The organism is Zavarzinia marina (assembly GCF_021568905.1).
Classification (GTDB): Bacteria; Pseudomonadota; Alphaproteobacteria; order Zavarziniales; family Zavarziniaceae; genus Zavarzinia; species Zavarzinia marina.
This window is the reverse complement of sequence record NZ_JAKGSB010000001.1, coordinates 19850-36065: the sequence shown is the minus strand read 5'-3', so window position 1 is coordinate 36065 and position 16216 is coordinate 19850. Positions and strand designations below refer to the sequence as shown.

11 protein-coding genes are annotated in these 16216 nt (G+C 67.2%); 4 read left to right on the top strand and 7 right to left on the bottom strand.

The features are described 5' to 3' along the window. Position 1: 1 nt before the first annotated feature. On the bottom strand, positions 2-937 hold the full coding sequence (locus L2U69_RS00150; RefSeq protein ID WP_236104324.1) for a LysR family transcriptional regulator: 936 nt from the start codon (positions 935-937) through the stop codon (positions 2-4). A 144-nt stretch (positions 938-1081) separates the two neighbouring features. Here L2U69_RS00150 and L2U69_RS00145 point away from each other — a divergent pair, with 144 nt between their 5' ends. The 4 genes from L2U69_RS00145 (at position 1082) to L2U69_RS00130 (ending at position 10190) form a co-directional block, all read left to right on the top strand. After that, a complete protein-coding gene (locus tag L2U69_RS00145) occupies positions 1082-2305 on the top strand; it encodes a urate hydroxylase PuuD (protein ID WP_236104323.1) in 1224 nt (407 codons plus the stop codon). Positions 2306-2366: 61 nt separating this feature from the next. Then, the gene (locus L2U69_RS00140; RefSeq protein ID WP_236104322.1) at positions 2367-3785 is read left to right on the top strand and encodes a nucleobase:cation symporter-2 family protein; all 1419 of its coding nucleotides are present in this window, start codon (positions 2367-2369) and stop codon (positions 3783-3785) included. A 341-nt stretch (positions 3786-4126) separates the two neighbouring features. Further along, positions 4127-5017 carry a hypothetical protein gene (locus tag L2U69_RS00135; RefSeq protein ID WP_236104321.1) on the top strand — a complete coding sequence of 297 codons (891 nt, stop codon included), beginning with the start codon at positions 4127-4129 and terminating at the stop codon, positions 5015-5017. A 115-nt stretch (positions 5018-5132) separates the two neighbouring features. Continuing rightward, positions 5133-10190 carry an nSTAND1 domain-containing NTPase gene (locus L2U69_RS00130; RefSeq protein ID WP_236104320.1) on the top strand — a complete coding sequence of 1686 codons (5058 nt, stop codon included), beginning with the start codon at positions 5133-5135 and terminating at the stop codon, positions 10188-10190. A 3-nt stretch (positions 10191-10193) separates the two neighbouring features. Here L2U69_RS00130 and purU read toward each other — a convergent pair whose 3' ends face one another. From purU to L2U69_RS00100, 6 genes are all read right to left on the bottom strand, one after another. Next, entirely contained in the window at positions 10194-11054 is an 861-nt protein-coding gene (gene purU, locus L2U69_RS00125; RefSeq protein ID WP_236104319.1) for a formyltetrahydrofolate deformylase, read from the bottom strand. 86 nt (positions 11055-11140) lie between these two features. After that, positions 11141-12442 carry a type III glutamate--ammonia ligase gene (glnT, locus tag L2U69_RS00120; protein ID WP_236104318.1) on the bottom strand — a complete coding sequence of 434 codons (1302 nt, stop codon included), beginning with the start codon at positions 12440-12442 and terminating at the stop codon, positions 11141-11143. A gap of 34 nt (positions 12443-12476) precedes the next feature. Continuing rightward, positions 12477-13823, bottom strand: a complete 1347-nt coding sequence (locus L2U69_RS00115; protein WP_236104317.1) for an FMN-binding glutamate synthase family protein — start codon at positions 13821-13823, stop codon at positions 12477-12479. Positions 13824-13836: 13 nt separating this feature from the next. After that, a complete protein-coding gene (locus L2U69_RS00110; protein ID WP_236104316.1) occupies positions 13837-14523 on the bottom strand; it encodes a protein glxC in 687 nt (228 codons plus the stop codon). Next, on the bottom strand, positions 14520-15416 hold the full coding sequence (locus L2U69_RS00105) for a class II glutamine amidotransferase (RefSeq protein ID WP_236104315.1): 897 nt from the start codon (positions 15414-15416) through the stop codon (positions 14520-14522). Before L2U69_RS00105 ends, L2U69_RS00110 begins: the two co-directional genes overlap by 4 nt. Positions 15417-15508: 92 nt before the next feature. Next, on the bottom strand, positions 15509-16144 hold the full coding sequence (locus L2U69_RS00100; RefSeq protein ID WP_236104314.1) for a helix-turn-helix domain-containing protein: 636 nt from the start codon (positions 16142-16144) through the stop codon (positions 15509-15511). Positions 16145-16216: the final 72 nt, after the last annotated feature.

The window sequence follows — 16216 nt, the reverse complement described above, 5'->3', positions numbered from 1 at the left end:
TTCAGGCCGCCGTCGATTGGGCGGCGAAACCGCCGAGGGCGTCGCGGATGGCGGTGGCGCCGCGGTCGAACATGAAATCGGAAAAGGCCCGGGTCTTCGCCGCCACCAGCCGGCGGTGTGGATAGACCACCGAGACCGAGATCGGCGGCGGCGGGAAATCCGGGAGCACCGGCACCAGGCGCCCGGATTCGAGATAATGCGCCACTTCCCACAGGGGCTTCAGGACGATGCCGTGACCGCGCAGCGCGAATTCGGTCAGCACGTCGCCGAAATCGGCATCCACCTGGCCCGAGACCGGCAGGGTCACGGGCCCATCGGGCGTGGTCAGGACCCAGCGCACCGGCCGCGCGCCGGGCAGGCGCAGGATCAGGCAATCGTGCTTCAGCAACTCCCCCGGTTCCTCCGGCTGGCCCTTCCGCTCCAGATAAGAGGGGGCGGCGCAGAGTACGCGGGGGCAATCGGCGATGCGGCGCGCGATCAGGCTCGAATCCGCGAGGGTGCCGAGGCGGATGGCGACATCCATGCCCTCCGCCAGCAGGTCCAGGATATGGTCCGACAGGCGGAGCTGCACCGAGACCTCGGGATGTTCGTCGCGGAAGTCGGGCAGGATCGGCGCCAGGATCTGCCGCCCGAAGCCGAGCGGCGCCGTGATGCGCAGGGTGCCGCGCGGCAGGCGGCCGGCATCGGCCACCGTCGCCTCCGCACGTTCGAGGCTGGCGAGAACGTCCTGGCAGGCTTCGTAGAAGGCGGAGCCATGTTCGGTCGGACGCACCCGCCGCGTCGTCCGGTTCAGCAGACGAACGCCCAGATGGCCCTCCAGCTGCTGCAGGCGATGGCTGACCACCGCCGGCGACAGGCGCATGTGTCGGCCGGCCGCCGACAGGCTGCCGAGTTCCAGCACACGCACGAAGACCTTGATGTTTTCGATCAGCGCCACAGGCTGCCCCTTACATTCTTCGCAAAAATTTGAAGGTGCTATTGGCAGTGAAAATCTTTTCTTAGCGCAACGCAACTGTAGCAATAGTGCGGCGCACAAAAAAAATGCGCCGGGGTTGACGGAAAGCTGAGCGGGGGCCGGAAAATGGATCCGATAGTCTGGGAATGGATTGGCGCGGGCATCCGCTGGCTGCACGTGATTGCCGGCATCGCCTGGATCGGCTCGTCCTTCTATTTCGTGCACCTCGACAGCAGCCTGAAGCCGCGCGCCGGCCTGCCCGAGGGCGCGGCCGGCGAAGCCTGGCAGGTCCACGGCGGCGGCTTCTACCACATGGTGAAATTCCTGGTCGCGCCGTCGAACATGCCGGACGAACTGACCTGGTTCAAATGGGAAGCCTATGCGACCTGGCTTTCGGGCTTCGCCCTGCTGATCTTCGTCTATTACTTCGGCGCCCAGCTCTATCTGATCGATGCCCAGGTCATGGCGCTGCAGACGTGGGAAGCGATCGCCATCTCGGTCGGCTCGCTGGTGCTCGGCTATGGCATCTACGACGGGCTGTGCCGCTCGCAGCTCAGCAAGAGCGACGGCTGGCTGGCGATCTTCGGCTTCGGCTTCGTCGTGCTCGCCACCTGGATCTTCACCCTTATCTTCAGCCCGCGCGGCGCCTTCATGATGGCCGGCGCCCTGATGGGCACGGTGATGGCGGCCAATGTCTTCATGGTCATCATCCCGAACCAGCGCAGGGTCGTCGCCTCCCTGATGAAGGGCGAGAAGCCCGACCCCAGCCTCGGCCGCACGGGCAAGCAGCGCTCGATGCACAACAACTACATCACGCTGCCCGTCGTCTTCGTGATGATCGCCAACCATTATCCGCTGGCTTACGGCGCCGTGCTGAACTGGCTGATCCTCGCCGTGCTGATCGTCATGGGGGTGTCGATCCGCCACTTCTTCAACACGATGCACAAGGGCCTGCCGGCGCCGTGGTGGACCTGGTGGATCGCCGGCGTCTGCGCCCTGATCGTCGTCGCCATCAGCCGCGTCACGCCGATCGACCCGGCGGAGGACGCGGCCCTGATGCCCGCGGCCGCGGTTGCCGAAGCGCCCGTCGGCCTGGCCGATGCCGCCGACATCGTGATCAGCCGCTGTTCCATGTGCCATACGGCCGAGCCGGTCTGGGAAGGCGTCCATGTCGCCCCCAAGGGCGTCGTCCTGGATACGCCTGAAGCGGTGCGCAAGCACGCCGACCAGATCTTCGTCGCCTCGGTCTGGACCCATGCCATGCCGCCTTCGAACATCACCGAAATGACCATCGACGAGCGCCGCCGCCTGGCCCGCTGGTTCCAGGACGGCGCTGCCGCCGTCAACTGACCCCTTTCCCAACCGAAGAGGCCCGAAACGACCGGCCCATACTGACAAGGAACGTTGCCCCATGAGTACAGCCGTACATCCCGTGGACGAGAAGCTACCGGCCCCCCGGCTCTTCACGCTCGGTCTCCAGCACGTCCTCGTGATGTATGCGGGCGCCGTGGCCGTGCCCCTGATCATCGGTCGCGCCCTGAAGCTGAGCCCCGAACAGGTCTCGGCCCTGATCAACGCGGACCTCTTCGCCTGCGGCATCGCCACGCTGATCCAGTCCCTGGGCCTTCCGGGCGTCGGCATCCGCCTGCCCGTGATGATGGGGGTCACATTCGCCGCCGTCGGGCCCATGCTGTCCATGGCCAACAATCCCGACCTCGGGCTGCTCGGCATCTATGGCGCGGTCATCGTCGCCGGCATCTTCGGCCTCCTGGTGGCGCCCTTCGTCTCGCGCCTGCTGCGCTTCTTTCCGCCGGTCGTCACCGGCACCATCATCCTGGTGATCGGCATCAGCCTGATGCGCGTCGGCATCAACTGGGCCGGCGGCGGGCTGCCCACCCTGAAGTCCATGGCCGAGCGCGTGGTCGACGGGGCACCGGTGCAGCAGCTCGGCGATTTCGCCAATCCGGCCTATGGACAGGTCGGCGGTCTCGCCCTCGCGCTCTTCGTGCTGATCGTCATCCTGGCCCTGACCCGCTGGGGCAAGGGTTTCGTGCGCAATGTCGCGGTGCTGATCGGCATCATCGTCGGCGGTGCCGTGGCGACCGCCTTCGGCCTGATGCATTTCGACAAGGTGGCGGACGCCCCCTGGTTCGGCGTCGTGGTGCCCTTCGCCTTCGGCATGCCCCAGTTCGACGTGGTCGCCAGCCTGACCATGTGCCTCGTCATGATCGTCGTCATGATCGAATCGACCGGCATGTTCCTGGCGCTCGGCGAACTGACCGGCAAGACGGTGGACCGCGCGTCCCTGACCAAGGGGCTGCGGGCCGACGGCCTCGGCACCCTGATCGGCGGTATCTTCAACACCTTCCCCTATACGTCCTTCTCGCAGAACGTCGGGCTGGTCGGCGTCACCGGCGTGCGCACGCGCTACGTCACCGCCGCCGGCGGCGCCATCATGCTGGCGCTCGGCCTCATGCCCAAGCTGGCCGCCCTGGTCGAGGCCGTGCCCACGGTGGTGCTGGGCGGTGCCGGCATCGTGATGTTCGGCATGGTTGCCGCCACCGGCGTGCGCATCCTCGCCAACGTCGATTTCAAGAGCCAGCCGAACAATCAGTTCGTCGTCGCCATTTCGGTCGGCTTCGGCATGATCCCGCTGGTCGCGCCCAATTTCTTCAAGCACCTGCCGCACGCCCTGCACCCGCTGCTGGAGTCCGGCATCCTGCTCGCCGCCCTGGTCGCCCTGCTGCTCAACCTGTTCTTCAACGGCCTGGGCGACAAGGCCTCGGCCGAGGCTGAAGCCGCCGGCGCCGCCGCCAGCGAACACGTCTGATCCACCGCCACGACCATCGCCGGTCTTGGCCGGCGGTGGTCACCTACCGCCAAAAATCATGCATGCATATTTCCAGTTTTGCCCTCTTTTTAGCCACCGCTTCTCACGTACATACAGGACCGGAACCCGGAAAAAGAGAGAAATTGGAAATAGCATATAAAAACCAATGATCTAATCCGCGTTCAGAACTGCACGGATCATTGGCACCTTTCTTGAAGGCGCAAGATCAAGCGTCAAAAAAATGTCGCGCAACATCGCGACGGGAAACGCCCCGGGAATGCGGAATTGCAGGGCTGCGAGGCCAACACGTCAAACCGATCTAGATGCAAGGAGTGGGTTCAATGGGGGCGATTGAAAGATTGAAGGGCGGGCTGTTCCGTCTGGCCGCGGGCGCCCTGGTGGCCGGCGCGGCCCTGACCGGCCCGACGATGACCGGCGCCGGCGGCGCCAAGGCCGACATCATCCAGTGGAGCGACACTTTCGCCGCTCTGCGCTACGGCATCGATTACCAGGAACCGGCCAATCCCAAGGACGTGGCGAAGATCATCTTCCAGTTGGGCCATACCCATGGCTGGACCTATGGCACGACCTTCATGAACCTCGACGTGCTGGCCGGCCTCAGCAAGAACGAGGAGGCCAGCAAGGACGGCTCCAAGGCGGCGAAGGAAATCTATTTCGTCTTCCGCGAGACCCTCAGCTCGTCGAAGATCTTCGGCGCCGAATACGGCGGCATCATCCGCGACATCGGCCTGACCTTCGGCACCGACCTGTCCTACAAGGATGCCGCCTTCAATGCGCGCGTGCGCAAGTTCGTCATCGGCCCGACCATCGACTTCGACGTCCCCGGGTTCGCCAATATCGGTCTGCAGGCCTATTTCGAGCACAATTACAACGGCATCCTGAACCAGCCCGACGATTTCGATCCGACGTGGCGCGTCGCCGGCGCCTGGGGCATCCCCTTCGAGGTCGGCCTGCCGTTCAAGTTCAAGGGCTTCTTCACCGTGACCGGCGAGAAGGGCGACAATGGCTTCGGCCAGGCGACCGCGATCGAATATCTGGTCGAATCCGCGCTGCTGGCCGATATCGGCCCCAACCTGGGTGCCGAGAAGGGCCACTTCTACCTGGGCCTCGGCTATCAGTGGTGGAAGAACAAATTCGGCAATGACCCGAAATTCACGGCCGTCGGCACCGAAGCCTCGGTGCCGCAGCTGGTCGTCGAATTCCACTGGTAATGGCGCCCACCCCCGGCACGGTTCCCCCCGTGCCGGGGAAGTGAATTCCCTCACTGCCGCCGCTATGCTCGCCGCCTAGGATCGGGGGCGTGGCGAATCGTCCGAAAGAACGGCGATGGCGGAACGGCAAAAAATCAGGATCTTCGTCTCTTCGCCGGCCGACGTGCGGCCGGAACGGCTCATCGCCGAACGGCTGATCCGCCGTCTCGCGCGGGAATTCGCTTATCATTTCATCGTCGAGCCCGTGCTCTGGGAGCGCGAGCCGCTGACCGCCGGCGCCCATTTCCAGGACAATATCGTCCCCCCGCGCGAGACCGATCTGGTGGTCTGCATCCTGTGGTCCCGCCTCGGCGTCATCCTGCCGCGCGACCGTTTCCAGGGCGCCATTTCCGGCCAGCCGGTGACCGGCACCGAATGGGAATTCGAGGATGCGCTGGCGGGCTTTCGCGCCGTCAAGCGGCCCGACCTGCTGCTCTATCGAAAGAACGCCCCCCTCGCCGCCGATCTCGACGACGACGCCCGCCTCGAGGAAGCGCGCCGCCAGCGCCGCCTCGTGGAGGATTTCATGGCGCGCTGGACCCGCGATGCCGAGGGCGGCTTCACCGCCGCCTTCTGGGAATTCGCCGCCAGCGCCGAATTCGAAGCCTTGCTGGAAGACCATCTGCGCGAATTGCTGCGCCGGCGCCTGCGCGGCCTGTCCGCCGACGGCGAGCGCGTGGCGGGCGAGGTGCGCTGGCACCAGCCGCCCTATCGCGGCCTGCTGTCCTTCGAGCCGGAACATGCCGGCGTCTTCTTCGGCCGCACCCGCGCCCGGAACGAATTGCGCGAATTGCTCCAACGTCAGGCCGCGCGGGACAAGGCCTTCGTCCTGGTCATGGGCGCGTCCGGTTCCGGCAAATCGTCGCTGGTGAAGGCGGGCCTGCTGCCGGATCTGAAGCTGCCCGGCATGATCGGCCGCGTCGCCCTGACCCGCCATCTGATCGTGAAACCGTCGGAGGGCGGGGCCGAACCCCTGGGCGCCCTGACCACCGCCCTTCTCGGCGCCGACGCCCTGCCGGAGATCGCCGGCCTCGGCCTGTCGCCGACGAGCGGCGATCTGGTCGAGGTGATCCGCCTCGGGCTCGAGGCCGCCGGCAAGGCGGCCGGTCTGCTGGAGGGGGCGGAGGCGCGGCTTCTCGTCGTCGTCGACCAGCTCGAGGAACTCTTCACCCAGGAACAGATCGGCGACGAGGCCCGCAGCCGTTTCATCGAAGCCCTGGAGCGATTGGCCGGCTCCGGCGTGGTCTGGGTCGTCGCCACCATGCGCGCCGATTTCTTCGACCTGCTGGCGACGGTGCCGCGCCTCGCCACCCTGTCGGATGGGGAAGCACGTTTCCTCCTGCTGCCGCCCAGCGATGCCGAGGTGGGCGAGATCGTCCGCCTGCCCGCCTTCGAGGCCGGGCTTCGTTTCGAGGCGCGGACCGAGACCGGGGAGGCGCTGGACGAAGTGATCCGCGCCGCCGCGCTGTCGGCGCCGGGCGCCCTGCCCCTGCTCTCCTTCCTGCTCGACCAGATGTGGCGGGAGCGGAGCCCGGAGGGTCTGCTGACCTTCGCCGCCTACGAGCGACTGGACGGCCTCGAAGGCGCGTTGGCGCGGCGCGCCGAGGCGGTCCATGCCGACTTGTCGGATGCGGAGCGTGCCGCCTTCCCCGCCCTGCTGCGCCAGCTCGTCACCGTCGGCCAGGGCGGCCACGGCAATGCCACCTCGCGCCCGGTGGCGCGCGAGGATCTGGCGCTGTCGGCCGCGGCGGATCATCTGATTTCGACCCTGGTCGAAGCCCGTCTCCTCGTGGTCGAGGGCGAGCGGGTGCGCCTCGCCCATGAAGCCCTGATCACCCATTGGCCGCGCGCCGCCGAACAGATCGCCCACGACCGCGACGACATCGAGCGCCGCGCAAGGATCGAGGCCGCCGCCGCGACCTGGACCCAGCGCGAGCGCGACGCCACCCTTCTCCTCCAGAAGGGTCTGGCCCTGTCGGAGGCGGAGGATCTGCTGGCCCGGCGCGGCGCGGAACTGCCGCCTTCGCTGGCCGAATTCATCGAGATTTCCTCGACCAGTGCCGCCGCCGCCGAGAAGCGGCGCCTGCGCCGCCTGCGCCTGACCGCCGCCGTGCTGGCCGTGCTGGCGGCGGGTGCCGGTGTCGGCGCCTGGTTCGGCTTCACCGGCCAGGCGGAGGCCGAGCGCCAGGCGGTGATCGCCGAACGCAATGCCGACGAGGCCGACCGGCGCCGCATCGACGCCCAGGAATCCATGTCCCGTGCCCTGACCGAAAAGGCCCAGGCCGCCATGACCGAAGGCGCCGGTGACCGCGCCATGGCCCTACTGGTCGAAGCCCTGCCCAGCCCCGGCGAGGAACCGCCCCGCCCCCTGGTGCCCGCCGCCGTCGAGACCGCGCGCCAGGCGCTGGACCAGGACATTCTGATCGCGACCATCCGCATGCCCGGCCAAGACAATTTCGCCGGCGACATCTCTATCTCCGACGACGGCGCGCGGGCCGTTGTGGGCGACGGCAAGGGCACGCTGCATGTCATCGACATGGACAGCGGACGCTTCATCGACAGTTTCGCCATCGGCACCGGCACGGTTACGCTGGCTCGTTTCGTCGGACCCGACCTTGTGCTGACCGTGACCGGGGACCATGGCCTCGAACTGCGAAACCTGACGGACGGCGCGGTGGTCGCCACTTTCGAGGGCGGCGATCAGGTGGCCGGTGCCGCTCTCTCGACGGACGGCACGCTGGTGATCGCCTCGCGCTTCGAAGGTGGCATCCGCGCCTGGCCGCTGGCCGGGGGCAAGCAGGCCTATACCCTGCCGGTCGAAGGCTATGTTTCGGCGCTTCGCGTCGTGGCGCCGGATTTCGCCGTCGCCGGGACCGGCGAAGGTGACGTCATTGCCTTCGACCCCCGGGACGGCCGCCTGCTGTGGCGCACCACGGCGCTGGCGGAACAGGAAGTGACGCGCATCGCCGTATCGGCCGACCGCGCCCATGTCGCGGTCGCCGATCAATATGGTTTCGCGGTGCTGGCGGGGGCTGACGGTGCCCTCGTGGCGGCGCGGCCCGATGCCCCGGTCGGCGCCGGCATCCTGTTCCGGCGGATCGGCGACGGCTTGCTGGCCTTCGGACGCGACCTGACCACCTGGACACCGAACATCGATTTCGCCCTGCAGTCGACCGTGCCCATGGGTATCGCCGACGCCACCCAACACCTCTGGTTCGAGGAAGCGGGCGTTGCCGTCATCGCCACCCACGAGCACGGCATCGAGATCTGGAACCTGGACCTGCAACGCCGCGTGATGCGGTCCGACCTCGGCACCGGGCGGGGCTTCTGGGACCGCATCGTCGGCGGCGGGCGGCGGGCCGCGCTGATCGACCGGGAAGGGCTGATTTCACTGATCGACCTGTCCCACATCCTGCCGCAGACGGTGATGGACCAGTCCACCGGCGTTGCCTTCGGCCAGGGTTCCGAATATATCGCCGCCGCCGTCCCGGCCGACGACGGCAGAAGCCTGATGGCCGTCTATCGGCGCGGCGGCCTGCGGCGCATGGATATCGCGACCGGCGCCCTGTCCGACCCGCTGCCGGGACTCGGCGACGAACTCTATCTCCAGATCGCCAGCGATGCCGCCGGGCGGCGCATCGCCGCGATCCCGGTAGAGAGCAAGCGGGTCGACGTGATCGACACCGAGACCGGGGCCAAGGTGCTGACCGGGCCGGCGCCCGAAGGCGCCACCTTCACCGGCCTGGCGCTGAGCCCGGACGGCAAGCGCCTGGCCCTGTTCTGGTGGGACGGCGGCGTGCTCTACGACATCGACCGGAAGGCGGTCATCGCCGCCCTGCCGGTCCAGAAGCAGTTCAATCCCCTGCCCGCTTTCACCGCCGATGGCACGATGTTGGCCGCCTATACCGGCGAAGGCACCCTCACGGTCTTCGATGGCACGACCGGCGGGGTGCTGCGGCGGATCCATGGCCTGCGCGAAAACCCGAGCGCCTTCGCCATCGCGCCGGGCCGGACCGAGGCGCTGATCGGCTTCGGCGGCGGCGATGTCCAGCATCTCGACCTCGCCGCCGGGCGCCTTCTGCGCGACATGGACCTGGTGCCCGGCAGCGATCTGGACGAGCTTGATGCGATCGAGCACATCACTTTCGCGCGCCACGGCGGGCTTGCCGCCGCCGCGACCAACCACGGCATGATCGCCCTGTTCGACCCGGCGACCGGCGCCACCTATGCCCGGCGCTATGCCAGCAGCGGTCCCCTGGCCCTGCTGCCCGGCACGCTGATGGTCGCCGGCATCAATATGGGCGGGCCGGCGGGGGCGCGCGTGCGCTGGTTCGATCTGGCGCCGGCGGTCACGCGGCCCGACGGCGATGTCATCGACCTGCTGCGCGCCAGCACGCGCCGTGGCCTGACCGCGGCGGAGCGGATCGCCGCCTTCCTGGACGCGCCGCCCGCCCCACCGGTTCCCGGCACGCCGCCGGCCATGACCTGCGATGCCGGCGCGGCCGATCCGCTGGATCCGATGGTCTCGGCCGGCGTCGCCCTGCCCGATCCCCTGCCCTTCCCCGCCCTGCCGGCGGAGGGCGATCCCCTGATCGCGGCCTGCGCGGCGGCGGCCGCCGCCCAACCGGACGAGCCACGTTACATCCATCAGGAAGCCATGGCCCTTCTGCGCCTGGGCCAGACCGGTGCCGCCGTGAAGCTTCTGGAGGCAGCGGTGGCCCGCGACTATCCGGCCGCCATGGTCCGGCTGGCGCGCCACAGGCCCGATCAGGCGCGGGCGCTTCTGGAAAAGGCGCTGTCGCTCGGCGATGGCGAGGCGGCGGTCGAATTGGGCAAGCGCGCGGCCGATGCGACCCAGGCGGCGGATTGGTATTTGAAGGGTTCCGCGCTGGGATCCGGCCGGGCCGATCTCATGCTGGGCCTTGCCACCACGACGCCGGCGGACGCCCTGCCCAATCTGATGCGCGCGGTGGAACGGCTTTCGGCCAGGGGCCAGGGCCTGTCACGGGAGCGCGACGAGGCGGAGGCCGCACGGGCCGGCATGGTAAAGGCGCTGCGCCTGAGCGATCCGGCCGGGCTGGACCGTGTGCTGGAATTGCAGCGCGAAATGGACGGCGGCGCGCCGCCGTCCTGACCGTCAGTGGCGGAAGACCACGGTCTTTCGCCCGTTGAGCAGCACGCGGTCCTCGAGATGGGCGGCGATGGCGCGGGCCAGCACGCGGCGCTCGATGTCGCGGCCCTTGCCCACCAGATCCTCCGGACTGTCCTGATGGCTGATCCGCTCCACGTCCTGCTCGATGATCGGGCCTTCGTCGAGGTCCGAGGTCACATAGTGGGCGGTGGCGCCGATCAGTTTCACGCCCCGTTCGTGAGCCTGATGATAGGGCTTGGCGCCCTTGAAGCCGGGCAGGAAGGAATGGTGGATGTTGATGCAGCGGCCCGACAGCTTGGCCGCCAGCCCGTCCGACAATACCTGCATATAGCGCGCGAGGACGACGAGTTCCGCCTTGCTCTCCTTCACCAGGGCCCAGATCGCGGCTTCCTGTTCCAGCTTGGTCTCCTTGGTGACCGGCAGGTGGTGGAAGGGGATGCCGTCGAAATCGAGGTGCTGATAGGTCGCTCGCGCGTGGTTGGAGACGATGGCGACGATGTCCATCGAAAGGAAACCGGCGCGCCAGCGATACAGGAGATCGGCAAGGCAATGGTCGGATTTGGAGGCCAGCAGCATGACCTTCCGCTTTTCCGCCTTGTCGCGCATCTGCCAGTCCATGGCGAATTGCTCCGCGATCGCGGCGAAACCGTCGCGGACCGTGGCGACCGAGGCTTCGTCGGCCACCACTTCGAAATCGACACGCATGAAGAAGCGGCCGGTCTCCGTGTCGTCGAACTGATGGGCTTCCAGGATGTTGACGCCCGCTTCGAACAGATAGGTCGAGACACGGGCCACGATGCCCGGCCGATCGGGGCAGGACAGGGTCAGAATCGCAGCATTTGACATGGTTCTCTCGCGACAGTCTCGACTTTGGCGGTCAGAAAGCCTGTCGACCGCCCGGCGTCAAGCCCGCATCGCCCTTTGCGGCGGGATCAGCAATCGAGGGTGGTATCGCGCTCCCACTGGGTGAGGTGGCGCGAATAGGCGTTCCAATCCTCCTGCTTCAGCTTGAGGTAGGCCGTGACGAAATCGTCGCCCAGCCCGCCGCGCAGCACCGCCGACCGAGCCAGCAGGCGCAGCGCGTCGAGGAGGTTGAGGGGCAGTTTGCGCGCGTTCCGCGCCCTGTGCCCCTCGGTATACATGTTGATGTCCAGGCGCTTGCCCGGATCCAGTTCCCGCGCCATGCCATCGAGCCCCGCGACCAGCACCGCCGCCGGCAGCAGATAGGGATTGGCCGAGCCGTCGGCCAGGCGCAATTCGAAGCGCCCGGCATCCGGGATCCGGATCATATGGGTGCGGTTGTTGCCGGTATAGGTGACCGTATTGGGCGACCAGGTGGCGCCCGACAGCGTCACCGGGGCATTGATCCGCTTGTAGGAATTCACCGTCGGATTGGTCAGGGCGCAGAGCGCCTGGGCTTCCGCCATCACGCCGGCGATGAAGTGATAGCCGATCTTCGAGAGGCCAAGTTCGCCCGCCGGATCGGCGAAGGCGTTCACATGGCCCTGCCACAGGGAGACATGCATGTGGCAGCCGTTGCCGGTCAGATTGGGGAAGGGCTTGGGCATGAAGGTGGCGCGAAGGCCATGCTTCTCCGCGATCGACTTCACCATGTATTTGAAGAAGGCGTGGCGGTCGGCGGTGACGAGCGCGTTGTCGTATTCCCAGTTCATCTCGAACTGGCCGTTCGCATCCTCGTGGTCGTTCTGATAGGGCGCCCAGCCGAGCGACTGCATGGCATCGCAGATTTCCGTGATGACGTCGTAGCGCCGCATCAGGATGAGCTGGTCGTAGCACGGCTTGTCCGCCGTATCGGCGGCGTCCGAGATCGACTTGCCGTCGGGCGTGATGAGGAAATATTCGCATTCGACGCCGGTCTTCAGCTCGAAGCCCCGGGCCTCCGCCGCCGCCATCGCCTTCTTCAGGACCGCGCGCGGCGCCTGTTCGACCGGTTTGCCGTCCATCCAGAGATCGGCGGCCAGCCAGCCGACTTCCTTCTTCCACGGCAGTTGGATCAGGCTGTCGGGATCGGGCACGGCGAAGAGATCGCTGTCGGCCGGGCTCATGTCCAGCCAGGTGGCGAAGCCGGCGAAGCCGGCGCCGTCCCGGGCCATGCCGCCGATCGCCGAGGCGGGCACCAGTTTCGCCCGCTGCACGCCGAAGAGGTCGGTATAGGAGATCAGGAAATATCTGATGCCCAGTTCCTTGGCCGCCGCCGCCAGATCCGTCGCCATGTGCCTCGCCCGCCTTCCGTCAGTCTCGATCCATTCAATAGGGGCCCCGCCCCCGACTCTCGTTGCCCGGAATCCAGTCGGTTCCGGCCAGGGGCACCTTGGCCATGGCCGCCGCCTCCACCGTCAGGGCCACCAGATCCTCCGGCTCCAGATTGTGGACATGGCTCTTGCCGCAGGCGCGCGCGATGGTCTGGGCCTCGAGCGCCAGCACCGCCAGGTAATTGGCGAGGCGCCGCCCGGCCAGCACCGGGTCGAGGCGCTTGGCCAGCATCGGGTCCTGGGTGGTGATGCCAGCCGGATCGCGCCCCTCGTGCCAATCGTCATAGGCGCCGGCGGTGGTGCCAAGCGTCCTGTATTCCGTCTCGTGCACCGGGTCGTTGTCGCCCAGCGCCACCAGGGCCGCCGTGCCGATCGAGACCGCATCGGCCCCCAGCGCCAGGCATTTGGCGACATCGGCGCCATTGCGGATACCGCCGGAGACGATGAGCTGCACCTTCCTGTGCATGCCGAGGTCTTGCAACGCCTGCACCGCCGGGCGGATCGCGGCCAGCAGCGGCAGGCCGACATGTTCGATGAACACTTCCTGGGTCGCCGCCGTGCCGCCCTGCATGCCGTCCAGGACGACGACGTCGGCCCCCGCTTTCACCGCCAGCGCCGTGTCGTAATAGGGCCGTGCGGCACCGATCTTCACATAGATCGGCTTTTGCCAGTCGGTGATCTCCCGTAGTTCCTCGATCTTGATTTCGAGGTCGTCGGGCCCGGTCCAGTCCGGATGGCGGCAGGCGGAGCGCTGGTCGATGCCTTGTGGCAGGCAGCGCATCTCGGCCACACGCTCGGAGATCTTCTGGCCCAGCAGCATGCCGCCGCCGCCCGGCTTGGCGCCCTGGCCCACGACCACTTCGATGGCGTCGGCCTTCCTCAAATCATCCGGGTTCATGCCATAGCGCGACGGCAGATATTGATAGACCAGGATCGAGGAATGGCCCCGTTCCTCCGGCGTCATGCCGCCGTCGCCCGTGGTGGTGGAGGTGCCCATGGCGGAGGCGCCGCGCCCCAGCGCCTCCTTCGCCTCGGCCGAGAGGGAGCCGAAGCTCATGCCGGCGATGGTGACCGGGATCTTCAATTCGATCGGCTTCTTCGCGAAACGATCGCCCAGGATCACATTGGTCCCGCATTTCTCGCGGTAGCCTTCCAGGGGATAGCGGCTCATGGAGGCGCCGAGGAAGAGAAGGTCGTCGAGATGCGGCACCTTCCGCTTGGCGCCGCCGCCCCTGATGTCATAGAGGCCGGTCGCCGCCGCGCGCCGAATTTCCGACAGGGCATAATCGTCGAAGGCGGCCGATTTGCGCGGGAAGGTATGGGGATTGTGGTAACTGCTCATGTCCCGCCCCCGCTCAATAGGCGTCGAGATTGTCGGTGGTGAAATTATAGAGCTTGCGGGCCGAGCCGTAGCGCCGGAACTCCCCGACGTCGACCTGGCCGTCCAGCCCCGCCGCCTTCAGGCGCCCGAACAGCAGGGCCTTGTGCTCGTCCCGCATCTCCTTCTCGATGCAGTCGGCGCCGAGGCCGGCGACGGTGCCACGGACGAAGATCTTCGCCTCATAGATCGAATCGCCGAGCGCGTCGCCCGCATTGCCGAGCACGGTCAGCGTACCGGCCTGGGCCATGAAGGCGGACATATGGCCGATGTTGCCCTTCACCAGAATGTCGACGCCCTTCATCGAAATGCCGCAGCGCGCCGAGGCATTGCCGTCGATGATCAGGGAACCGCCATGGGCCGTGGCGCCGGCCGCCTGGCTGGCGTCGCCCAGCACATGAACCCGGCCCGACATCATGTTCTCGGCGACGCCGACCCCGGCATTGCCCTTCACGGTGACGGACGCATGTTTGTTCATGCCGGCGCAGTAATAGCCGACATGGCCGTCGATCTCGACCGTCGTTGGGGCATCGATACCGACCGCGATCGAATGGAGACCGGCGGGGTTCAGTACCTGCCAATGCTTATGCGCCTTGTCGGCGTGAAGGGCGGCATTGAGGCCGCGCACGCCTTCCGTGGCGAGATCGATGACACGGGTGGTCATGCCGCGCGCTCCCAGAAATAGACGGTGGCCGGTTCCGGCTCGAACACGCGGGCAGTCTCGATCCCCGGCAGGCCGGCAAGCGCACGATATTCGGACCCGAAGGCGACATAGGCATCGGTTTCGGCCATCACCGCGGGCTTGCAGGCGATCGGATCGCGCAGCACGCCGAAGCCGGTCTCGGTGCCGACGACGAAGGTGAAGAAACCATCCAGTGCCGAAAGCGCGGCGGTCAGCGCGTCGTTCAGCGCCTCCCCCTTCCCCAGGCGCCAGGTCAGGTAACCGGCCGCGACCTCGCTGTCGTTCTCGGTCTCGATGCGCACGCCTTCCCGCGTCAGGCGGCGGCGCATGTCATTGTGATTGGAAAGGGAACCATTGTGGACCAGGCATTGATCCCGCCCGGTCGAGAACGGATGGGCGCCATTGGTGGTGACGGCGGATTCGGTCGCCATCCGCGTGTGACCGATGCCGTGGCTGCCGCTCATGGCCGGCAGGCCGAAACGTTCGGCGACCGCTTTCGGCAGGCCCACTTCCTTGTAGATTTCCATGCGCGCACCGGAGCCGACCACCGTGACCTCGGGAAAGCGTTCGGCGATCAGGGCGCGGGCCGCCGCCTCCGCCTTGGCCGGGATTTCGACGATGACATGGCTGTCGCGCGTCACCGCCGAAACCTCGCCGCCCGCGACCGAGAGTGCTGCCATCAGGCTGCGCGCATCGAAGCCGGCGGGCGGGCGCAGCGACAATTTCACGAAATCGGGCCGCCCGGCGCCATAGACCGCGAAGCCCGCACTATCCGGCCCGCGATCGCTCATCACCTCCAGCATCCGGGCGAGCAATTCCCCCAGACGCGGCTCCAATGCAGGGTCCTTAATGAAGAGTCCGACGATGCCGCACATGCGCCTGTCCCGCGATTTGACCGATGCCACGGTTCTAGCCGAGCCCTCGCGAGCCGTCAACGGTCAGGAATAATTATTTCTTCAAAAGAAACTCACTCCTTGTCCCGCGGATAGATGATCACCGAGAGATAGGTGGCGGGCAGCTTGACCAGACGGTCGGGGCCGTGGGCGGCGCCGCTGTCGAACAGCAGGGCGTCGCCCGGCTTCAGGTCGTAGATGCGGTCGGCGTGGCGGTACTGGATCTCGCCCGACATCATGTAGATGAATTCGGCGCCGCCGTGCTGGAAGGCGGTATAGGGCGTCGCCTCTTCCCGAAGGGTGATCAGATAGGGTTCGCAGACGATCTCGCCGCCGAGCGCATGGCCGAGCAATTCGTATTGATGGCCGACCTTGGTGCCGCGCCGCTCGATGATCACGCCCTGCCCCGCCCGCACATAGGAACAGTCGCGCTTCTCGTCGAAGGAGGCGAAGAGCGCGGCGATGGGCACATTGAGCGCGCCAGCCAGCGCCTGGATCGTGTTGAGCGAGGGCGAGATCTGGCCGTTCTCGATCTTCGAGAGCATGCCGGTCGAAATGCCGGCGGCGCCGGCCAGATGGGCCACCGTCAGGTCGAGCTGGCGGCGCAGATGGCGGATCTGCACGCCGAGCGCCTGTTCGAGGGTCTTGTCGGCGACGGCCGGCGCGCCGGAACCGGTGGCGAAGCCTTCGTCCTGATCGATCCCCGTCACGTGCTCCCCCTTTCGCATTGCGGAATCCAAAGTCTACACCGCAACGCGAAAGAGAGGCGCAAAAACGATGGC